Raw genomic sequence first — 22,248 nt, 5'->3', positions numbered from 1 at the left:
AGGATCGCAAGGCGTTTATGTCGGTCGGCGAGGAGGAGGTGCACGATGGCCGATGTTTATGAGGATCGCGCGGGATTGCGGGTCGCAAGCGAGCTTGCCTCCTTCGTCGAGCAACGCGCGCTGCCCGGCACCGGCATCGCGGCGGATGCCTTTTGGCGCGGCCTTGCGGCGCTTTACGCGCGCTTCGCCCCGGAGAATGCGGCATTGCTTCGCCACCGCGACACGTTGCAGGCGCAGATCGACGCCTGGCACCGCAATCGGGTCGGGCAGCCGCATGATCCGGTCGCCTATCAGTCGTTCCTGCGCGCGATCGGCTATCTGGTCGACCAACCGGCACCGTTCGAGATTGCGCCGCGCGACGTCGATGACGAGGTCGCACGCATCGCCGGGCCGCAACTGGTGGTGCCGATCCTGAACGCCCGCTTCCTGCTCAACGCCGCCAACGCGCGTTGGGGCAGCCTGTACGATGCGCTGTACGGCACCGATGCGCTGCCGGGTGCCGCCGCCGGCCCCGGCTACGATCCGGCACGCGGCGCGCAGGTGATCGACTGGGCGCGCGCGTTCCTCGACGATGCGGTGCCGCTGGCGCACGGAAGCTGGCGCGACTGGGCAGGGGGCATGCCCGCGCTCGCCGATCCGTCGCAACTGGCCGGGCGCGCGGGCGACAATTGGCTGCTGCGCCACCACGGGCTGCATATCGAGCTGGTGATCGACCGCACGCACCCGATCGGGCGCGACGATGCCGCAGGGCTGGCCGACGTGATCCTCGAATCCGCGCTCACCACGATCTGCGATCTCGAGGATTCGGTTGCCGCGGTCGATGCCGCAGACAAGGTGGCGGCCTATGCCAACTGGCTGGGGTTGATGCGCGGCGATCTGGAGGAGACGTTCGAGAAAGGCGGGCGGACGCTCACCCGTCGGCTCAACGACGATCGCGGCTATGTCGCGCCCGATGGGAAAGCCTTTTGGCTGCCGGGACGCAGTCTGCTCTTCGTGCGCAACGTCGGTCATCTGATGACGACGCCGGCGCTCCTGCTACCGGACGGAAGCGAGGCGCCGGAAGGCATCCTCGATGCGGCGATCACCAGCCTGATCGCGGTGCACGACCTTCACGATCTGGGCGGCCGCTACAACAGCCGCACCGGCTCGATCTACATCGTCAAGCCCAAGATGCACGGCCCCGACGAGGCGGCGTTCACCGATCGATTGTTCGACGCGGTGGAGGATTTGCTCGGGCTGGCGCGGCACACGATCAAGATCGGCGTCATGGACGAGGAACGCCGTACCAGCGCCAATCTCGCCGCCTGCATCCATGCGGTGCGCGACCGGATCGTCTTCATCAACACCGGCTTCCTCGATCGCACCGGTGACGAGATCCACACCGCGATGCACGCCGGAGCGATGGTGCGCAAAGCGGACATGAAGAGCGCGGCATGGATCACCGCATACGAGGATCGCAACCTCCAGATCGGGCTCGCCTGCGGGCTGGCGGGGCGGGCGCAGATCGGCAAGGGGATGTGGGCCGCGCCGGACCGGATGCGCGACATGCTCGAACAGAAGGTCGCGCACCCGCGTGCCGGGGCGACTACCGCCTGGGTACCTTCGCCGACCGCCGCGACGCTCCACGCCACGCATTACCACCGCGTCAACGTCGCCGCGCGACAGGCCGCGCGCGCGACCGAGCAGGTGGCGTCGCTCGACGCGTTGCTGACGATCCCGCTCGCTGCCGGGCACAACTGGTCGGCGCAGGAGATTGCCGACGAACTCGACAACAATGCGCAAGGCATTTTGGGCTATGTCGTGCGCTGGATCGATCAGGGTGTCGGTTGTTCGAAGGTCCCCGACATCCACGACATCGGGCTGATGGAAGACCGCGCGACGTTGCGCATTTCGTCGCAGCACCTGGCCAACTGGCTGGAGCACGGCGTCGCCACCGCGGCGCAGGTCGATGCCGCGTTCACGCGCATGGCGGCCCGGGTCGATGCCCAGAATGCGTCCGACCCGGCCTATCGTCCACTGACGCCCGACAGCCTCGCGATGCAGGCGGCGCGTGCGCTGGTGTTCAAGGGCACCGCACAGCCCAGCGGCTACACCGAGCCGTTGCTTCATCTGTATCGCCGCGGGGCCAAGGCTGCTGGGTGACCCAAAACGGTGAACTGCGGGAACGGTTCCCGCCCTTGTTCGCTCCTTTGTTGTGGAATCGATTGTAAGGCATCTTCTGGCGCAGGCCGCGCGTTAGGGCCGGCTCGCGAGCGAACTCGACAGTCGTGGCGACGCTGCATTCCTGCGATCGATGGCGGCTGGTTACCGCGCCAAAGCCGAGCAGGCAGCATCGGCGAACAAGCGGACGAATTGAGGGCGGGGCACCGCCACCTCGCCAACCTACCGTCGTCGTGTGTTCGCCTTCAGCGCAGGTGATCATGCGCGGTAAGCCGACGCGAATGTCAGACAAGCTGAGCCCCAGTAAGGCCCTAGGTCGCCTTGTTCTGCATTGCTAACACTCAGTGGAGTCTCACTTAATTTTTGCAAATCTGTGCTGCATGAATCTGTCATGATATTGACGCTTCAATACTCCGAGCATTATGTCTGATTTAATAAACGCCGCGGCACCGGCTGCGGAGCTTGGGAGAGATGCAGTGAAGGCGACGATGAAAACCCTGTTCCGAACGGCATTGCTGGCCGGAACCGCGCTGACGCCGGGCCTCGCCGCCGCACAGGACGCACCGCTGCCGCAGGAGGCGAGCGCGGTCGCGCCGACGTCGCCGGTCGCCACCACCGGCCCCGCCGCCGACGACATCGTCGTCACCGGCGTGCGCGCCAGCCTCCGCTCGGCGCAGGCGCTCAAGCGCGATTCGACGTCGATCCTCGATGCGGTTGTCGCCGAGGACATCGGCAAGTTGCCCGACAACAACGCCTCCGAGGCGCTGGCGCGCGTCACCGGCGTGCAGGTCAACCGCTCGAACGACGAAGCGAACGGTGTGCTGATCCGCGGTCTCGGCGACATCAGCACCACCTTCAACAACCGCGAGATCTTCACCGCCGAAAACCGCGGCGTCGCGCTTCAGGACTTTCCGGCCGGTGCGCTTGCCGCGCTGGAGGTCTACAAGTCCGGCACCGCCGACCTGATCGAGCCGGGGCTGGCGGGGCTGGTCAACGTCCGCTCGCGTCGCCCGTTCGACTTCACCGGCTTCGAGATCGCCGGCGGCATCCGCGGCGCGTACAACGATCAGTCGGGCAAACTCGACCCGGTCGGCAACATCCTGATCACCGACCGCTGGGACACCGGGATCGGCGAGATCGGCGCGCTGGTCAACGTCGCGGTCACCCGCACGCGCTACCGCAACGCGGTCCGCTTCAACGACCAGACGACCCGCACCCCGACCGGCGACGTCAACAACGCCAACGACGACCTGACCGTCGCGACACCGGGCGTCGGCACCGATTTCCGTATCCCCAATTCGGTCGGCAATTATTTCGCGACCGGCACCCGCACGCGGCCGTCTGTCAACGGCAGCCTGCAATGGCGCCCGAACGACCGGCTGGAGGTCTACGCCGACGGACTGTGGCAGGCGTATCGCGGCGAACAGTCGAACGAGAACTTCACCGCGCTGCTGGAGGCGGAAACGCTGGCGCTACCCGGTCAGAACGGCACGCGCCCGACGCTCAGCAACATCGTCCTCGACCCCAGCGATCCGCGCAAGGTGCTCAGCCTCACCAAGACCGGTGGGCTCGCCCCGCAGCAGTTCCGCTCGACCTTCAACGACCGCACCGACACCTATCAGGGCGCGATCGGCTTCGTATGGAAGGGCGACCGCGCGAAGATCAGCAGCGACTACGCCTATACCTACAGCACCTATTCGCAGCTCGAATACAGCCTCGACGCGCGCTTCGCCTCGTCGCCGCAGGTCGATGTCGAGTTCGACCGCGACGGCGGCGCATCGTTCAACTTCCCCGGCTTCGACGCGCTCAACCCCGACAATTACATCTGGCGCGGCTTCTATCAGAAGCGGTACCACGCGACCGGCGCAGGGCATCAGTGGCGCGCCGATCTGCAGCTCGATACCGAACTGCCGCTGATCCAGCGGCTCGACTTCGGCGTCCGCTGGGTATCGCGCACCGCGAAGCTGGAGCAGGGCGACCGCTACCTCGCCACCGACGCGCTCGGCATCCCGCTCGCCAGCCTGCCGACCGGCGCGCTGGAGAAGGTCGAGGACGGTTTCCGTCAGCCCGCCGCGCAGTTCCGCAACTGGCTGATGCCGTCGCGCACCGCGATCCGCTCGAACTTCGACGCGTTGCGCGCGCTGACCTATTCGGTTGGCCCTCAGTTGATCGCGCGCGATCCGACCAACGTCGACCTGCGCGACAGTGTCGCCCGCTTCGGTCAGGAAGAGATTGCGCTGCGCGAGGACGGCGGGTTCAGCGCGCAGGAAAGCACCTATGCCGCCTATGCGATGGCGCACTACGACTTCACGATTGCCGGCGTCGAGGTCGACGGCACCGCGGGCGTGCGCGTCGTCAACAACGACGGCACCTATCGGGGTGTGACGCGGCTCAGCACCAACAACGTCATCTCCTTCGTACCGCAGATCAATCGCCAGAATTACGTCGACGTGCTGCCGTCGTTCGGCGCGCGGTTGAAGTTCACGCCGAAGCTGCAGGCGCGCCTCGCCTACACCGAAACGCGGACGCGACCGAACTTCAATCAATTGAATCCCGCGTTCAGCTTTACCCGCAATACCGATACTGGTGCTGCCTTCGCCGCGACCGGCAGCGGAGGAAATCCTGATTTGAAGCCGCTGACCTCGAACAATTGGGATGCGACGCTGGAGTGGTATTTCGCGCCGACCGGCTCGTTCACGGCGTCGGTCTTCTACCGCGACCTGTTCGGTTTTATCAGCAATTATACCTCGGTCGTCGACGATCCGACCTTTGGCCGGGTGCAAATATCGCGCCCAGAAAATGCCGGTTCGGGCAGGATCAAGGGTGCCGAGGCCAACTTCCAGACCTTCTTCGACTTCCTGCCCGGCCTGCTCAGCGGCTTCGGGACGCAGCTCAACGTCACCTACCTCGACGGCACCAACCAATTGCCCTCGACGCTGGGCGAGGCGGCGCCGGTCGTCCCGATCACCGGCGTGTCGAAGTGGACGTACAATGCCACCGGCTTCTACGAAAAGGGCCCGATCTCGGCGCGGCTGTCGTATAATCGCCGCTCGGAGTTCGTCGACAGCTTCACCCGCAACCCTGGCGAGGCGCAGTTCGCGGGCGTGACGGTGCGGCCGATTTCGCGGCTCGACTTCTCGGCGTCCTATACGCCGTTCGAGAACATCACGCTCACCGCCGACGTCAGCAACATCCTCGCGCAGCCGTGGCAGAACTATCGCAACTTCGCCGCCGACGCCGGCTATCCCGTCGATGTCCGCGAGGAAGGCCGCTATTACTCGCTCGGCATCCGCTTCCGCCTCTGACGCTCCCGTCGCCCCCTGCCAAGGCAGGGGCGATACCGGCGGCCGGGTCTTCGTACACTCGCCAGAAACACCGTCGCCCCTGCGAAGGCAGGGGCCCATGACTGTCTCGTGCCGAGGATCATCGGACACATGCTCGCTGGCTGCTGTGTCAGCCCCTCCGCTTGACGAAACAGTCATAGCCCCTGCCTGCGCAGGGGCGACGACGGGTTACTTCTTCTTCGCCAGCAACCCGTGCATCCCCAGCCACCGCACATACGCATCGAACCACCCGGTGCTGGTCGTCGGCTTCTGGTACATGCCGAAGCCATGCCCGCCCTGCTCGTACAGGTGGAACTCGACCGGCTTCTTCGCCGCGCGCCATCTGTCGACCAGTCCGATCCCGTCATTGGCGAAGAACGGATCGTCCGCCGCCAGCGCGATGAATAGCGGCGGCGCATCCGCCGGCACCTCGACCGCGCCGAGCGGACCATAGATGTCCGCGACGAACGCCGGCTTCGCGTCCTGCCCGGCAAGCGTCGTCGCCATCGTCAGCATCGCGCCCGCCGAAAAGCCGATCATCCCGATCCGGTCGGGATCGACCTTCCACTCCGCGGCACGGCTCCGGATCAGCGCGAAGGCGGCGCGCGCATCGGCGATCTGCGGCCCTAGCCGCGCGGTCATCGCGCCCGGATCGACCCGCGGTCGCGGCGCGGAACCGGAGAACATCTCCGCCATCGACTTCTCGAAACCGGGCATGTCGGCGGGCGTCTGGTTCAGCCGGTATTTCAGCAAGAACGCCGCCACGCCGCGCTTCGCCAGCGCCTTGGCGACGTCCCAGCCTTCATTCTCCATCGACAGCGTGCGGAACCCACCGCCCGGCGCGACCACCACCGCCGCACCGGTCGCGGTGCCGGGGGCCGGGAGGAAAGGGGTCAGCGTCGCGACCGTCACGTTGCGCGTAAAGGTGCTGCCATATTGCCGGTGCCACGCCTCCTTGTTCGGCGCATCGGGCAGCGGCCCGGTGTCGAGCGTGATCGCGGTCGGCTGCGCCGGGGTAGCGATCGGCGTCATCCTGTCGGCCTGCGCCAGCACAGGCGACGCTGCCCCCGCGAGCAGCACCGCCGCCCAGCCCGCGACCCATCCGTTACGAACCTTGCGCCTCGTCATGGCCATCCCTCCATCGTTATCTTTTCGCGTCCCGCCGCAGCGAGCCTGCAAAAGATAGCGCTAACGTAAGGGGGCTGCCAAGTGTCGCCTCAGCGAAAAACTACCGTCCGCCCGCCATTTAGCAGCACGCGTCCTTCAAGGTGCAGCCGTACAGCCTCGGCGAGTACGCGGCGCTCGATATCGCGTCCCTTACGCACCAGATCGTCAGGGGTGTCGGCATGCCCGATCGGCTCGACGTCCTGCGCGATGATCGGTCCCTCATCGAGATCGGCGGTGACGTAGTGCGCGGTCGCGCCGATCATCTTCACGCCGCGCTCGTGCGCCTGATGATACGGTTTGGCGCCCTTGAAGCCGGGCAGGAAGCTGTGGTGGATGTTGATGCATCGTCCCGACAGCCACGCCGCCATCTCGTCGGACAGCACCTGCATATAGCGCGCGAGCACCACCAGCTCCGCGCCGGTCTCCTCGACCAGCGCGCGTACTGCCGCCTCCTGTGCCGGCTTCGTCTCGCGCGTCACCGGCAGGTGGTGGAACGGCACCGTGCCGACATCGACGGTCAGCGCCTCGCGCGGGTGGTTGCCGACGATACCGACCACCTCCATCGGCAGCTCGCCCAGCCGCTGCCGGTACAGCAGGTCGCCGAGGCAATGGTCGAATTTCGACACCATCAACAGCACGCGCGGCAGCCGCGCCTTGGGCTGGAGCGTCCAGTCCGCGCCGATCGCCGCCGCGACCGGGGTGAAGGCAGCCCGCAGCTCCGCCACGTCGGCGCCGGGCAGCGCGAACACGACGCGCATGAAGAAATGCTCGTTCAGCCGGTCGTCGAATTGCTGCGCATCCATGATGTCGCCGCCACGCTCGGCCAGGAAGGTGGCGACCCGCGCCACCAGTCCCGGCCGGTTGCGACACGACAGCCGCAGTATGTACAGATCGTCCATCATCCGCCCTTGCGTTGATTGGTCCGGATTAACCCACATCCCGCCGGCTCCCTCGTCCGTCGCCCCGGACCTGATCCGGGGCCCCGCTTCTTCCTGATGACCGGCGCAAGAAGCGGCATCCCCGATCAAATCCGGGATGACGGGAGAAGGCAGATCGCCAAAGCGCTATCGCACCCGTTCGGCGACCAGCGTCTCGACCACCCCCGGATCGGCGAGCGTCGAAATATCGCCCAGATTGCCGGTGTCGTTCTCGGCAATCTTGCGCAGGATGCGGCGCATGATCTTGCCCGACCGCGTCTTGGGCAGCCCGGGCGCGAATTGCAGTGCATCGGGGCTGGCGATCGGCCCGATCTCGCTGCGCACCCATTGCCGCAATTCCGTCCGCAACTCGTCCGACGGTTCGACCCCGCTGTTGAGCGTGACGAAGGCATAGATGCCCTGACCCTTCACCTCATGCGGCATCCCGACCACCGCCGCTTCGGCGACCTTGGCATGCGCGACCAGCGCCGATTCGACCTCGGCGGTGCCCATGCGGTGGCCGGAGACGTTGATGACATCATCGACGCGCCCGGTGATCCAATAATAGCCGTCGTCATCGCGCCGGCACCCGTCGCCGGTGAAATACTTCCCCGGATAGGTGCTGAAATAGGTCTGGAAGAAGCGTTCGTGATCGCCCCAGACGGTGCGCATCATCCCCGGCCAGCTATCGGTGATGCACAGATTGCCCTCGGCCGCGCCGTCCAGCACCTTGCCCTCGGCATCGACGAGCTGCGGTTGCACGCCCGGCAGCGGCTTTGTGGCCGAGCCCGGCTTCAGGTCGGTGGCATAGGGCAGGGGGGAGATCAGGATGCCGCCGGTCTCGGTCTGCCACCACGTATCGACGATCGGGCAGCGCCCGCCGCCGACGACGCGGTGATACCAGCTCCACGCCTCCGGGTTGATCGGCTCGCCGACGCTGCCCAGCAGCCGCAGCGATCCACGGTCGTGGCGCGTCACCCAATCGTCGCCCTCGCGCATCAGCGCGCGGATCGCGGTCGGCGCGGTGTAGAGGATGTTGACCCCCAGCCGGTCGATCGTCTCCCACAGCCGCCCGTGATCGGGATAGTTCGGCACGCCATCGAACATCACCGTCGTCGCGCCGTTCGCCAGCGGGCCGTACACGACATAGCTGTGCCCGGTGACCCAGCCGATATCGGCGGTGCACCAGTATACCTCGCCATCGCGGTAATCGAACACGTCCTTGAACGTCTTGGTCACCCACAACAGGTAGCCGCCGGTGGTGTGGAGCACGCCCTTCGGCTTGCCGGTCGACCCCGAGGTATAGAGGATGAACAGCGGGTCTTCGGCGTTCATCGGCTCGGGCGCGCAATCGTCGCTCACCCCCTCCAGTGCATCGTGAAGCCAGATGTCGCGCCCCTCGCTCATCGCCACCTCGCCACCGGTGCGGCGGATGACGAGGACATGCTGGACGCTCGGGCAGCGCGCGACCGCCTTGTCGACATTGGCCTTCAGCGGAATGCGCTTGCCCCCGCGGCAGCCTTCGTCGGCGCAGATCACCAGCGTCGAATCGCAATCCTGGATGCGGTTGGCGAGGCTGTCGGGGGAGAAGCCGCCGAATACGATCGAGTGGATCGCGCCGATCCGCGTACAGGCGAGCATCGCCGCCGCCGCCTCCGCGATCATCGGCAGGTAGAGCGTGACGCGGTCACCCTTCTTGACGCCCAGCGATTTGAGGACGTTGGCGAAACGGCACATGTCACGGTGCAGTTCGCGATAAGTCAGCGTCTTCGTCTCGCCGGGCTCATCGCCCTCCCAGATGATGGCGGTCTGGTCGCCACGCGTCGCCAGATGACGGTCGACGCAATTGGCCGAGACGTTGAGCACGCCGTCCGCGAACCAGCGAATGCGGAAATCGGCCTCGTCGAACGAGGTATCCTTGACCTGCGTGAACGGTGCGATCCAGTCGAGCCGCTGCGCTTCCTCGCGCCAAAAGCCCTCGGGGTCGTCGACCGAGCGCTGCCACGCCGCCGCGGCCTGCGCGCGGTCGATGCTGTCGTCGGTGCCTGCGGGGGCGGGGTAAACGCTATCGCTCATGCAGCTCTCCTATGGCGACGTGCGATGACTCCTAAGTAGGTGATGGGTCAAGACAGCGACACCTAGCCAGCGCCGAATTGCTGTCCTATAGCGCCGCCGGTCGCACGCTGCGGGCGTGGCGAAATGGTAGACGCAGCAGACTCAAAATCTGCCGTAGCAATACATGTCGGTTCGAGTCCGACCGCCCGCACCACCCCAAATCAAAAACGCCGGTCGCCCCTGCGCAGGCAGGGGCCCATGTCTGTACCGTGCCGCGCGGCGGTGGTCACGGGGGCGGCGGCGCATGTGTCAGCCGTTCCACCCGGACGATACAGAAATAGGCCCCTGCCTCCGCAGGGGCGATGGTCACTGGGACCAGCGCCGCCCGCACCAAATTCCGTCGCCCCTGCGCAGGCAGGGGCCCATGTCTGCGTCGTGTCGCGAAACGGCGGTCACGGGCATGGCGCCGCATGTGTCAGCCATCCCGCCCGGACGAAGCAGAGATAGGCCCCTGCCTGCGCAGGGGCGACGGCGCTTGGGGCGGGGGCCCGCTCACCTTCTACCGTCATCCCGGGCTTGACCCGGGATCCCGCTTCTTCTTCCCCGTGCCCGAGAAAAGAAGCGCCCCCGCGGATCAAGTCCGGGGTAACAGAACTGGGTTTACTCCCCGTACCTCACGAAATCCCCAGATCCCCCGGCCCAAACGCATCCGGCAACAGCTCGCTCAGCCGGTAACTCGCCACCGCGTCCCCCTCGGCGCCCGCGCAATGCACCGCCAGATCGCGCCCGCCCATCTGCGCCGCCTCGTTGAGCACCTGCCGGCACCGCCCGCACGGCCGCACCGGCTGGTCGCCGCGCGCGCGCCCCTCAGCGTCCATCGCCCCGCCGATCACGCCCACCGCGACCACCTCGCGCAGCCGCCCCTGCGCGGACACGGTCGCGATCGCCACCGTCTCCGCGCACAGCGACAGCCCGTAGCTGGCGTTCTCAAAATTCGCGCCGGTCACGACGCTGCCGTCGGTCAGCAGCACCGCCGCGCCGACCGCAAAACGTGAATAAGGTGCGTGCGCATGGCGCGCAGCCTCACGCGCGGCGGCGATTAACCGGGGGGCGTCACTCATTTTCGAAGGCTCCTTCTGTCGCCACATCCCAGTTGAGCGGTCCATCGACCCCGTCGACGCCGCGCATGTCGCTCGCGCGCCACACGGCCCACGGTCGCGCCCCATAGCTGGGCTTCAGGAAATTGCCCATCGCCCACCATTTGCGGTCCAGCGCCTCGGTCAGCCGGTAATCGTCCTCGACCCGGCCTGAGATGCGCAGCACCACCGGCTTGCCCATATGCGCCTCGATCCGCTCGATCATCGCGCGCACCCCGGTGATCAGCGCGGCGCGCTCGGGCCGGTCGGCGCAGGTCTCGTCATAATCGAACGCGATCGCGGCGGGCAGCGCTTTCAGGTCGCGCGGCACGACGGTGTTGAACACGTCGCCCTGCACACGCGGCGACTGGCAGAAGGAGAAGACGTGCACCGCGCCGCGCTTCAGCCCGATCTTGGCCATTGCATCCCAGTTCGCCTGAAAGTTGCGGTCGCGCGTCGTGGCACCGACCGTCGCCACCGCGTATCCGAAGCGTGCGCCCGACGCACCTTTCAGCACCGGCCACACGATCGTGCCGGTATTTTCGGACACGTCGACGCCCTGCACCGGATATTTCTCGACCCCCGGCGCCCAGCGCACCGCAAGCCGCCACGCCGCGACGCCGGCCAGCGCCAACGCGGCCAGAACCAGCACGAGCCGTCCCAAACCCCACATAATCCGTAACTCAAGCCTTGATGTGCAGGACGCAGATCAGCGTGAACAGCCGCCGCGCCGTGTCGAAATCGATATCGATCTTGCCGTCCAGCCGCTCGCGCAGCAGCTCGGCCGCCTCGTTGTGAATACCCCGCCGCGCCATGTCGACCGTCTCGATCTGCGCGGGCGTCGACTGACGGATCGCCTGGAAGTAACTGTCGCAGATCGCGAAATAGTCGCGGATCGGCCGCCGGAATCGCGCCAGCCCCAGCACCAGCGTCTCCAGCGGGGTGCCGTCCTCGCGCGCGATCTGGATCGCCAGCCGCCCTTCCTCGACGCCCAGCTTAACGCGATATGGCCCGGCATAACCGTCGGGCTGTTCGCGTTGCGGCGCGAAGTGATTGTCCTCGATCAGGTCGAAGATCGCGATCCGCCGTTCCTGCTCGATATCGGCCGAGCGCCACAGGATCGTGCGCTCGTCGAGTTCGATGTCGATGATCCGCGGATCGGCCATCCGTGTCCCGTTAAAGCCGAAGTCGCGCCGCGACAACGTCGTTCCCCGGTTATGCGATGCGCCGCGATCGACTATAGCCGGGGAAATGGCGACTCTGGCATTCCCGCAACCGGCTTCGGCCGAACCCGTCCACCTGCCCCGCAACGTCGAGGCCGAGGCCGCGATGCTCGGCGCGATGATGATCGACAATCGGCTGGCCGACGACATCGTCGACCGCCTCGAGCCGATGCACTTTTACGAGCCAGTCCACGGTCGCATCTTCGCCGCGATCAAGTCGCTGCGATCGCAGGACATGCTCGCCACCCCCGTGACGCTGCGCCCGATGTTCGAGGCCGACGAGGGCATGAAGGAGCTGGGCGGGGTCGCCTATCTCGCCAGCCTCACCGGGTCGGGCGCGGGGCTGATCGGCGCGCGGCAGTTCGCGACGCAGATCTACGATCTCGCGATGCTGCGCACGCTCGTCTCGGTCGGCCATTCGATGGTCGATCGCGCGATGGACACCAGCGAGGAGGTCAACCCGCGCGCGCAGATCGAGGCCGCCGAGGAGGAACTCTATCGCGTCGCCGCCGACGGCGGGGCCGAGAACAGCGTCAAGAGCTTCGCGCAGGCCAGCACGATGGCGGTCAAGATGGCCGAGAAGGCGCTCAACTGGGGCGGCAATCTCTCGGGCGTCACCACCGGGCTCGATTCGGTCAATTCCAAGATCGGCGGCATGCACCACAGCGATCTCATGATCCTCGCCGGGCGTCCCGGCATGGGCAAGACCTCGCTCGCGACGAACATCGCCTTCAACGCCGCGCAACGCTGGATGCGCGACATGCGCGACGGCATCCCGCCGTCGAAGTCGGTCGGCGCGAAGGTCGCGTTCTTCAGCCTCGAAATGAGCGCCGACCAGCTCGCGACGCGTATCCTCGCCGAACAATCGCGGATCAGTTCCGAGGCGCTGCGCATGGGCAAGATCAGCAAGGCCGAGTTCGAGCAACTCGCGGCGGCGGCGGCGGAGCTGGAAAACCTGCCGTTCTTCATCGACGATACCGGCGGCCTCACGATCGCCTCGCTCCACACCCGCGTCCGCCGGCTCCAGCGCCGGCATAATAACGAGATCGGGCTGGTGGTGGTCGACTATCTCCAGCTGCTGACCGGCTCGGGCAAGGGCGACGGCAACCGCGTGCAGGAAATCTCGGAGATTTCGCGCGGGCTCAAGACCTTGGCGAAGGACATGAACGTCCCCGTGCTCGCGCTGTCGCAGCTCAGCCGTGCGGTCGAAAGCCGCGAGGACAAGCGCCCGATGCTCTCGGATCTGCGCGAATCGGGGTCGATCGAGCAGGACGCCGACATGGTGTGGTTCGTCTTCCGCGAGGATTATTACACGGCGCAGCGCGAGCCCAAGCGCCCGATGGAGGGCGACGAGGCCAAGGTGTTCGAGGATCACGCGCGCTGGGCGGCGGACATGGAGCGCGTCTACGGCCTCGCCGAGCTGATCGTCGCCAAGCAGCGTCACGGCGCGACCGGCAAGGTGGTGCTGAAATTCGACCCGACGATTACGCGCTTCTCGGATTATGCCGGCTTCTGATGCAGGAAACTGATCGCCCTAATTGATTCAGGGTAAGACGCAGCGCGCAAAATCGCACAAGGGCGTGATCGAGCCGCCGGGGGGCGGCCTGACAGGGGGATAAGATGAAGACGATGGGGGCGGCCGCGCTGGCGGCTGGACTGATGCTGGGCACGACCCCGGCACGCGCACAGAACGCCGACAACGGCACGCACGTCCGCGCCGCGGTGACGGTGGGAACGCTGGGTATCGGCCCGGAGCTGGGCGTGCGCTTCAACGATCATCTCGGTATCCGCGCCGGGGCCGGTTTTCTGACCGGCAACGGCACCGCCGAGTCCGACGAAGAGAAATACGATGCCAAGGTCCGGCTGAAGTCGTTCGGCGGGATGGCCGACGTCTATCCGTTCGGCGGCGCGTTCCGGCTCTCGGCGGGCGCAAGGATCAACCGCAGTCGCGTCGACGTCGGCTTGACGCCCAGCGGTGAGACCACGATCGGCGAGGAGGATTATACCGCAGCCGAGGTCGGACGGATCAGCGGCCGTGCGAACGTCAAGAAGTTCGCACCCGCGCTGACGTTCGGCTGGGCGGGCAAGAACCGCACCGGCTTTTATTTCGGGACTGAATTCGGCGCGCTGTTCCAGGGTGCGTACCGGATCGAGCGTTTCCAGTCGAGCGGGACGCTGCGTGACGATCCCGCTTTCCAGGCCGCGCTGGAGCGCGAACGCGTGTCGCTCCAGAAGGATGTCGACAAGGTAAAGGTCTGGCCGATCGTGCAACTGGCGCTCGGCTGGCGCTTCTAACTAACGTCGTCATTGCGAGCGGAGCGAAGCAATCCAGGGCGTCTTGGTGCGCTCCCGGATCGCTTCGCTCCGCTCGCAACTTCGCGCAGGGCCTCACCGCGGCCGATACGCGATCCGCGCGGCGCCCTCGGCACGCACCGGCAGGAACAGCCCGGCGCCGGTCACCTGCAACCGCCCGGTCGACACCCGCGTCACATCGGTCGACAGGAAGAAGTCGCCCTCCTGCCGCGCGCCGATCGCCGCCTGCGCCTTGCCGAGTACGTGCTGATAATCGGGCGCGAAATCGTGCTGCAATGCCAGCGCCACCGCCTGCTGCACCTGCGTGGCGTCGACGAGGCTGACGATCAGGTCGACCGCGTCGGAGTCGGTATCGGCGGCGAGTTGGACGTCGCGCGCGCGCACCAGCTGCGAATTCTCGTCATTATACGGCTGCGCGGTCAGCCACGCCTCGCCGCTGGTCGCCGGAAACGCGCGGTCGCGCGGCACGACGCGCGCGGTCACGCCCACCGCCAGCCGGTTGTTGGTGGTGGCATAGACCGTGACCTTGCCGAAATCGACGTCGACCGGACCGACCCCCGTCAGCGAGATGCCCTTGGCCGCCAGCTTGCGCAGCGTGCGCAACACCACCGGTTCCAGTTGTGCATAATCGGCGAGCACCGGGATGAAGAACCGCAGCCCCGGCTGCCCGGCGACGCGCGACGGCGGCGGCAGCGGTGCGGGCGTCGGATCGGCGGGGCGCTTGCCGACGAACGTCTGCGTCAGCGCCTCGGCGGCCAGCGTCAACTGCAACTGCCGTCCATCGATCCGGTAGCCGCCGACCCCCAAGGCGCGCGGCACGATGCGCATCCAGGCGGGCGGGTTGCGTTTGCTGAGTTCGACGACCGTGAAGCCGTGCCGCCACGCACCGTCCAGTTGCGCGCGCAGATCGAGCTTCGCCACCTCGCGCGGCAGATCGCGCTCCAGTTTGGCGACGACGCGCTTCAGTTTCTGGTCCGCGCGGCTGGTGAAGGTGATCCGCTGTCCGGCGATCTCGATCCCCGGCGGCTCGCGCCAGTCATAGGCGAGGTTGAGCGTTGCGCGCGGCTGCCAATTGCCGACGATCGCCAGCTTGCCGGTCGCATGCACCAAGGCGCGCGCGGTCACCGTCTCGCCCAGCACCCCGCCGATGTCGCGGACATGGATCACCGCGGACACGGGCATGGTGATGTCGAGCCGCTCGCCCGCGCCGGACACCTGGATCGCGCCGCGGGTCACTTGCCCGACCAGCCGACAGCCGAGGTCGGGCGTCACCTTGACCTTGCCGATGCCGAGGTCGACGCGCTTGCCCTTGACGCACCGGTCGCGATGCTCGTCGATCGTCCACAGCACGCGCGGCGTTTCCTTGTCGAGCCCGCGCTCGAGCTGATCGAGCCGCGCGGTCATCGGCACGACGATCGTCGAGGTCTGGTCGGGGAAGGGCGCGATCGCGCTTTCGACACGCGGCGGGGCAGGGGACGGATCATGCCGCGCACACCCCGCGGCGAGCAGCACGAAAATGAACAACACGCGCCGCACGCCGGTCTCCGTCCCCTGATTGATGTTACCAATCCGTAACGGCTGGTTTCGATCCTTGTTGGTACCGTAAGGGGTTCACGCCCTTCCTGTCGTCCCGGACTTGATCCGGGACCCCACTTCTTTTTTTAGCAGTCCGATGGAGCGGGGTTGCGGATCAAGTCCGCGACGAGGAAGGAGAAAGTTGCTCGGGTTGGCAGATGCAAGCCTTCGAGAAGCCCGCACGTCGATCCGGCGTCAGAACAGCAACGTCGTCGAATACACCAGTGCCCCGACCACTGCCGACGCCGGGATCGTGATGACCCACGCGACGACGACATTCTTCGCCACGCCCCAGCGCACCGCGGAGGCGCGCCGCGAGACGCCCGCGCCGATGATCGATCCGGTGATCGTATGTGTGGTCGATACCGGAATGCCGAGCGTCGAGGCGCTGAACACCACGATCGATCCGGCCAGCGAGGCGCTGAACCCCTGATGCTGCGACAGCCGCGTGATCCGCGAGCCCATCGTCTCGATGATCCGCCAGCCGCCGGTCATCGTGCCCAGCGCGATCGCGATGTAGCAGCTGATCGCCACCCAGTGCGGCACCTCGAACGGCCCGGTCAGATAGCCGGTCGAATAAAGCAGGACGGTGATGATCCCCATCGTCTTCTGCGCGTCGTTGAGCCCGTGGCTCAGCGAATAGGCCGCCGAGGATGCGAGATGCAGCGCGCGGAAGCTGCGCTCCGCCTGCGGCGCGGTCGAGCGGCGCAACGCCCAGCTCGACAGCAACATCACCAGCATCGCGAGGAACATGCCGATCACCGGCGACAGCACGATCGCCAGCAACGTCTTGTTGAGCCCGGCCCATTTCACCCCGGTCATCCCGGCATGCGCGACGCCCGCGCCGACCAACCCGCCGACCAGCGCGTGGCTGCTCGACGACGGAATGCCCTTGAGCCAGGTGATGACGTTCCACGTCATCGCCCCGCCCAGCGCGCCGAAGATCACCGCCGGCGTGATGACGTCTTTATCGATCAGGCCCTTACCGATCGTCTCCGCCACCGCATGGAGGCTGGGCACCGCAAGCGTCAGGAAATAGGCGGCGAAGTTGAAGAACGCCGCGAAGGCCACCGCCTTGACCGGCGACAGCAGCCGCGTGGCGACCACCGTCGCGATCGAATTGGCGGCGTCGTGCAGTCCGTTGAGATAATCGAACGCCAGCGCGACCAGAATAAGGCCGACCAACAGGGGAAAGGCGAGTTCGTGCATGGGAGCGTCGACCGGGCGTCAGGCGTGGTCGATGACGATGCCGTCGATCTCGTCGGCGACATCCTCGAACGCATCGAGGATCCGCTCCAGATGCTTGTAGATCTCACGCTCGACGACGAAGCGCAGCGTGTCGCTCTTGCCATATTGCCCCAGCGAGCGGCGCAGCCCGGCGGCGTGGCAATCGTCGGCGCGGCCTTCCAGCCGGATCAGCTGCTCGGTCAGTTCGTGCAGCCGCGGGCCGTTGCGGCTGACGTCGCGCAGCAGCGGCATCGCCTCGACCGCCAGCCCGGCGGCATCGACCGCCACCTGCGCCATCTCGCGCATCTCGGGCGCGAATTCGGTCAGTCCGTACAGGTCGATCGCCGAGGCGGCCGCGTACATTTCGTCGATCGTATCATCGAGCGCACCGATCAGCGCGGTGATCGCGCCGCGATCGAACGGCGTCAAAAACGTCGCGCGCACGCTTTTCAGCACGTCGCGGGTGATTTCGTCGGCCTCATTTTCGCGCTTGTTGATGTCCACCAGCAACGCGGAACGGTCCGGCCCGCCCTCCAGCAATTGCGCGGTGGCGCGCGCGGCGGCCAGGCCGATGGCGGCATGTCCTTCGAACTGCTCGAAGAAATTGCCGGTCTTCGGCAACAGTCGCTGGAACCAGGCGAACATCAAACTCCATCCCGAACAAATCTAGAGAATAGCTGCACCGTTCCGGACACGATCGCACCGGAAGGCCGAGTCGGGCCGTGCACGTCATGTAAGACAATTGCGTGACTCAGGAGCCGCGTCTGGCGCATTCCGTCTCCCGTGCCGTTCGTCGTCGCCCCCGATCGGGACGACGTCCGGTTACCGGCTCAGCTGCGTTCGTACCAGATCGCCGCGTTGCCGAACAGCGTCGCGGCGTCGGTGCGATGACCCGAACTGAAGGTGACGTACGTGTCGGCACCCGGGCGCTGTCCATGCAGCGCCACCGCGACGCGCACGACACGCCCGTCGTGCCGCCGTTCGAACGCAAGCACCTGCGCCGCGCCGGGCCCCTCGACTTGCGCGGGAAGGTACGAACCCTCGGCGAACAGGGCCGGATCGTCGCGCCGCATCCGTAGCAGGTCGGCGATCAGCCGCAGCTTGGCCGGCGGGTCGCCTGCCAACGCCGCGCGCCGCGCGTCGTAATCGACCGGCCGGCGATTGTCGGGATCGACGAGGCTGAGGTCGGCGAACTCGGTCCCTTGATACAGATCGGGCACGCCCGGCGCGGTGTAGCGCAGCAGTACTTGCGCCAGCATATTGTCCTGTGCGGCCGCATCCAGCATCGCGACCGTCTTCGCGATCAGCGCCAGCGCCTCGGCATCACCGGGCAAAGCCTCGACCAGCGCGGTCGCCGCCGCTTCATATTCCTCGTCGGGTGCTTCCCATGAGGAGCGCAGCTTCGCCTCGCGCAGTGCCTTTTGCTGCCACGCATTTACACGGTCGACGAACTCCGGGGTGGCGCCATCCTCGGGCCATGCACCGACCAGCGTCTGGAACAGCATGTAGCGGTCGGCATCGTCGACCCCGCCGTCGTCGCGCTCCAGCCACGCCGTTGCCGCGTCGCGCCACGCCTCGGGGTGTGCACTGATCGCCGCGAGCCGCGCGCGCGTGTCCTCGCCGCGCTTGTGGTCGTGGGTGGCGGTGGTCAGCATCGCGTGCGGCACGTCGCGCGCGCGCGCCTGCATCAGCGCGTGGAAGTCGTCAGGCGTCATCCCCATCCGCTCGGCATCGAAGCCGACGTCGTTACGCGACAGCAACCTACCGTAGCGATAGAAGCCGGTGTCCTCGACCGCCTTGGCCGCGATCGGCGCGGAGAGTTGCTGAAAGCGCCGCACCGCATCCGCTGCCTCCACCGGACCTTCGCCCGCGAGCCATGAGAGCACCAGATCGACCACCTGCGCCTCGCCCGGCGGGATCAGCTCGGCGACCCGCGCGCACGCCTCCGCCCGGATCGCGGCGTCGCTGGCCGGCGCAGCGGGGCCATAGGTGCGATAGACCGGGAACACCCACAGCAACCGCTCGATCGCGCGACGCAGCATCGCGGACGTGACGCCCTCCGGCGCGACCGCGTGGAAGGCGGCGACGCATGCGTCGAGCTGCCCGCTGAACTGCCACGACAACAGGTCCTGCCGCGCCTGGAATTCCTCGGGCTCGAACGATGCGCTGCGCCCGCTGATCTCCTCCCACAAGGCACCGAGCGGTTCCGCCCCGGCCGGATCGTGGAGCAGTGCCGCGACCTGTTCCATGAAGTCATAGCCGCTGGTGCCATCCACGCCCCAGCCGAGCGGCTGCGGCTCACCGGCGGCAAGGATTTTCTCGATCACGATCCACGCGTTATCGCCGAGCCGTGCCCGCAGTGCGCGGCAATAGCCGATCGGATCGGTCAGCCCGTCGACGTGATCGACGCGCACCCCGTCGATCAGCCCCTCGTCGTGCAGCCGGAAATAGAGCGCGTGCGTCTTCTCGAACACCGCCGGGTCCTCGATCCGCACCCCCGCCAGCTCGTTGATCGAGAAGAAACGCCGCCAGTTCAGTTCGTCGTTGGCGACCCGCCAATAAGCGAGCCGGTAATGCTGCCGCGCGAGCAACTCGGCGAGTGGCAGCGTGTCGGCCGTATCCTGATCCGCGTCGCGCACGGGGAAGCGATGCTCGCCATAAGCGACGATCGTCCAGCGCGCACCGTCACGCTCCAGCGTCAGGTCACCGTTGGCCAGCGCCTCCGGCAAGGGCGCGCCGAGCACCGGCAGCACGACGCGCTCGCGCCAGTCGATGTCGAACACCGCGGCATGGTCGCTGTCCGGCCCGCGCGCCAGCACGTCGCGCCACCATGCGTTGCTGTCACCCGCGACCCCCATGTGGTTCGGCACGATATCGATGATGATGCCCATCCCGCGCGCGCGCAGCGCCGCGACCAGCGAGCGGAACGCCGCCTCACCGCCCAGCTCAGGGTTGATCGTCGTCGGATCGACCACGTCATAGCCGTGCGTCGAGCCCGGCGCAGCTGTCGTCACCGGCGAGGCATAGACGTGGCTGATGCCCAGATCGTCGAGATACGGCACCAGCGCCTCGGCATCGGCGAAGGTGAAGTCCTTGTGGAACTGGAAGCGATAAGTGGCGCGGGGGGGTGTCATGCGTGTCTCTCCGCGTTGAGCAGGGCGATGCGGCGCGCGACGTCGCGGCGCGCCAGCAGGGCGGGGGTGGGTGCATCCATACGCCGCCGCCAGTTGGGATGTTCGTCGATCGTGCCGGGCAGGTTGGGTTGCTCCTCGAGCGCGAGCAGATCCTCAAGCGGCACGATCGCCAGCGGGCACGGCGCACTTGCGACATGCGCGATCATCGCGTCGACCGGCGGCGCGGCCGGCGGATCACCGGGCTTGTCCATCGCCTGCCACAAGGCGGTACGCTCGGTGGCGCGGCGCTCGCGATCTGCGCCGCTGCGACCCAGTTTCTCCGCCCAGTCGATGTCGCGGCCCTTCCACCAGCCGGCTAGCGTCGGCGTGTCGTGGGTGCCGGTCATCGCCACCGCGGCCTCATCCCAGTTGGCAGGCGGCACGAACCCGCCCTCGGCATTGCGCTCGAACGGCAGCACGCGCATGCCGAGCATACAGCGGGCCGCCAGCGTGTCGCGGAAGCCGGGCGGCACGGTGCCGAGATCCTCGGCGATCACCACCGCGTCGGCGCGATGCGCCTCGATCGCGACGATCCGGCGGAGATTCTCGCCCGGCATCCGCAGATACGCACCCTCGCTGGCGTCCGCGCCCGCCGGGATCACCCACAGCCGTTCCAGCCCCAGCGCATGGTCGATCCGGATGCCCCCGGCATGCGCGAGCGCGACGCGCAGCGTCTCGATGAAGGCGCGGAAACCGGTGCGCTGCAGCGCGAACGGGTCGAGCGCGGTGATCCCCCAATTCTGCCCGTCCGGTCCAAGTGGGTCGGGCGGCGCGCCGACCGTCAGCCCCGTCAGCAATTCGTCGCGCGCGCCCCACGCATGGCTGCCCCCGGCGTCCATCCCGACCGCGAGGTCGGCGACGATCCCGGTCGCCATGCGCTCCTTCGCGATGCGCTGCGCGGTCGCCAGCCCGAGGTCGACGAGCCATTGCAGGAAGGCGTAGAAAGCGACTTCGCGCTCATGCTCGGCGGCGAAGCGGATCACCGCCTCGCCGTTCGGATCGTGATAGGCGGCGGGCCAGTCCTGCCAGCCATGCCCGCCCAGCGCCGCGTGGAGCGCATCGAACCGCGCATGCGCCTCCAGCGCCGCACCGCGCTGCCGCCGATGGGTACGCGCCGCCGACAAGGCGCCCTCGCTCGCCAGCTCGAACGCGGTGCGCAATTGCGCGATCCGCTCGCGCGCCGCCTGCGGCCAATCGATCAGCGTCGTGGCACGCGCCGGGGGCAGCGGCAATCCGATCAGCGCCGGATCGGCGAGCAGCACGTTGTGGAACAGCCGCGTCGACGGCGAATAGGGGCTGAAGCGCGTCGGGTCGGCAGGGAACAAAGCGTGGGTGGGGCTGATCGCCAGCGCCTGCGCTCCAACGCGCGCGAACGACGCGGCCGCCTCGACCAGCGCACCGGCATCGCCGAACGCGCTGTCGGTGCCCGCGCGCAGGCTCGGCACCTGCACCGCGACGCCCCAGCCGCGCTTCGGCAGCGCGCACCGTCGGGGCGCGATCGCCAGCGTATATTCGCGCCCACCGGCATGGAGCCGGTGATAGCCGACGCGCTCGACCGGCGGCAGCGTCCCGTCGGCAGCGATCGTCAGCGCGAGCCGGTTGCCGTCGTCGAGCAGCAGCTCGGCGTCGCCGGTTACGCCGTCCGGGAGGTCGATCGCGCGCCCGGCATCGGCGGAGAGGAACGGGACGTCGGGCAGGGTGGTGTCAAGACAGGCGAGGATCGCCTCCAGCACTTCGTCGGCGACCCGCTGCGGCCGGCCGTCGGCATCCTCCCAGTCGCGCGAGAGGCCGGCGGCGGCGGCGCGTTCGGAGAGTGTCATGCGGGAGTATCCGTGCGGCGGGCGTGAAGGGGGCGCCGCCCACTACTAACCGTCACCCCGGCGAAAGCCGGGGTCCAGAGCCAAGCAGCACCACGGATGTTACGTACGCGGCTGGACCCCGGCCTTCGCCGGGCTGACGGTTGTGAGGGAGTCGCCGAC

15 protein-coding genes and 1 tRNA gene are annotated in these 22,248 nt (G+C 67.4%); 5 read left to right on the top strand and 11 right to left on the bottom strand.

Annotated features, from left to right (window positions below; translation table 11 throughout):
- Positions 1–45 precede the first annotated feature (45 nt).
- Positions 46–2,142: a malate synthase G gene (locus SPHPH_RS0110730; RefSeq protein ID WP_028966695.1), complete on the top strand. Its 2,097-nt coding sequence runs from the start codon at positions 46–48 to the stop codon at positions 2,140–2,142.
- Between the two features lie 506 nt (positions 2,143–2,648).
- On the top strand, positions 2,649–5,465 hold the full coding sequence (locus SPHPH_RS0110725) for a TonB-dependent receptor (RefSeq protein WP_037489474.1): 2,817 nt from the start codon (positions 2,649–2,651) through the stop codon (positions 5,463–5,465).
- Between the two features lie 207 nt (positions 5,466–5,672).
- Here the strand turns inward: SPHPH_RS0110725 and SPHPH_RS0110720 are convergent, their stop codons facing one another.
- The 3 genes from SPHPH_RS0110720 to acs form a co-directional block, all read right to left on the bottom strand.
- Positions 5,673–6,617, bottom strand: a complete 945-nt coding sequence (locus SPHPH_RS0110720) for an alpha/beta hydrolase (protein WP_051272964.1) — start codon at positions 6,615–6,617, stop codon at positions 5,673–5,675.
- Between the two features lie 83 nt (positions 6,618–6,700).
- Positions 6,701–7,549, bottom strand: coding sequence for a formyltetrahydrofolate deformylase (gene purU / locus SPHPH_RS0110715; protein ID WP_028966692.1), 849 nt, complete (start codon positions 7,547–7,549; stop codon positions 6,701–6,703).
- 165 nt (positions 7,550–7,714) lie between these two features.
- Positions 7,715–9,643: an acetate--CoA ligase gene (gene acs / locus SPHPH_RS0110710; protein ID WP_028966691.1), complete on the bottom strand. Its 1,929-nt coding sequence runs from the start codon at positions 9,641–9,643 to the stop codon at positions 7,715–7,717.
- A 109-nt stretch (positions 9,644–9,752) separates the two neighbouring features.
- On the opposite strand from acs, the gene SPHPH_RS0110705 reads away from it, so the two are divergent.
- A tRNA-Leu gene (locus SPHPH_RS0110705) sits at positions 9,753–9,836 on the top strand.
- A 460-nt stretch (positions 9,837–10,296) separates the two neighbouring features.
- Here the strand turns inward: SPHPH_RS0110705 and SPHPH_RS0110700 are convergent.
- Genes SPHPH_RS0110700 through SPHPH_RS0110690 form a run of 3 tightly spaced genes read right to left on the bottom strand, consistent with a single transcriptional unit; the run spans position 10,297 to position 11,924 of the window.
- The gene (locus tag SPHPH_RS0110700; RefSeq protein WP_028966690.1) at positions 10,297–10,743 is read right to left on the bottom strand and encodes a cytidine deaminase; all 447 of its coding nucleotides are present in this window, start codon (positions 10,741–10,743) and stop codon (positions 10,297–10,299) included.
- The gene (locus SPHPH_RS0110695) at positions 10,736–11,410 is read right to left on the bottom strand and encodes a glycoside hydrolase family 25 protein (RefSeq protein ID WP_162143923.1); all 675 of its coding nucleotides are present in this window, start codon (positions 11,408–11,410) and stop codon (positions 10,736–10,738) included. Before SPHPH_RS0110695 ends, SPHPH_RS0110700 begins: the two co-directional genes overlap by 8 nt.
- Positions 11,411–11,441: 31 nt before the next feature.
- Positions 11,442–11,924 (bottom strand): UPF0262 family protein, encoded by a 483-nt coding sequence (locus SPHPH_RS0110690; RefSeq protein ID WP_028966688.1) that lies wholly within the window; start codon positions 11,922–11,924, stop codon positions 11,442–11,444.
- 85 nt (positions 11,925–12,009) lie between these two features.
- Here SPHPH_RS0110690 and SPHPH_RS0110685 point away from each other — a divergent pair, with 85 nt between their 5' ends.
- Positions 12,010–13,497 carry a replicative DNA helicase gene (locus SPHPH_RS0110685; RefSeq protein WP_028966687.1) on the top strand — a complete coding sequence of 496 codons (1,488 nt, stop codon included), beginning with the start codon at positions 12,010–12,012 and terminating at the stop codon, positions 13,495–13,497.
- Positions 13,498–13,601: 104 nt separating this feature from the next.
- Positions 13,602–14,276 (top strand): hypothetical protein, encoded by a 675-nt coding sequence (locus SPHPH_RS0110680; protein ID WP_028966686.1) that lies wholly within the window; start codon positions 13,602–13,604, stop codon positions 14,274–14,276.
- Between the two features lie 93 nt (positions 14,277–14,369).
- On the opposite strand, the gene SPHPH_RS0110675 is transcribed toward SPHPH_RS0110680, so the two are convergent.
- The 5 genes from SPHPH_RS0110675 to malQ all read right to left on the bottom strand — a co-directional run bounded on the left by SPHPH_RS0110675 (position 14,370) and on the right by malQ (position 22,089).
- Entirely contained in the window at positions 14,370–15,830 is a 1,461-nt protein-coding gene (locus tag SPHPH_RS0110675; protein WP_028966685.1) for a DUF4403 family protein, read from the bottom strand.
- A 234-nt stretch (positions 15,831–16,064) separates the two neighbouring features.
- Positions 16,065–17,078 carry an inorganic phosphate transporter gene (locus SPHPH_RS0110670; RefSeq protein WP_028966684.1) on the bottom strand — a complete coding sequence of 338 codons (1,014 nt, stop codon included), beginning with the start codon at positions 17,076–17,078 and terminating at the stop codon, positions 16,065–16,067.
- A gap of 18 nt (positions 17,079–17,096) precedes the next feature.
- Positions 17,097–17,741, bottom strand: a complete 645-nt coding sequence (locus SPHPH_RS0110665; protein WP_028966683.1) for a DUF47 domain-containing protein — start codon at positions 17,739–17,741, stop codon at positions 17,097–17,099.
- 185 nt (positions 17,742–17,926) lie between these two features.
- On the bottom strand, positions 17,927–20,230 hold the full coding sequence (gene treY / locus SPHPH_RS0110660; protein WP_028966682.1) for a malto-oligosyltrehalose synthase: 2,304 nt from the start codon (positions 20,228–20,230) through the stop codon (positions 17,927–17,929).
- A complete protein-coding gene (gene malQ, locus SPHPH_RS0110655; protein WP_028966681.1) occupies positions 20,227–22,089 on the bottom strand; it encodes a 4-alpha-glucanotransferase in 1,863 nt (620 codons plus the stop codon). Before malQ ends, treY begins: the two co-directional genes overlap by 4 nt.
- Positions 22,090–22,248: the final 159 nt, after the last annotated feature.

Source organism: Sphingomonas phyllosphaerae FA2 (assembly GCF_000427645.1).
Classification (GTDB): Bacteria; Pseudomonadota; Alphaproteobacteria; order Sphingomonadales; family Sphingomonadaceae; genus Sphingomonas; species Sphingomonas phyllosphaerae.
This window is presented reverse-complemented; position numbering and strand designations above follow the sequence as displayed.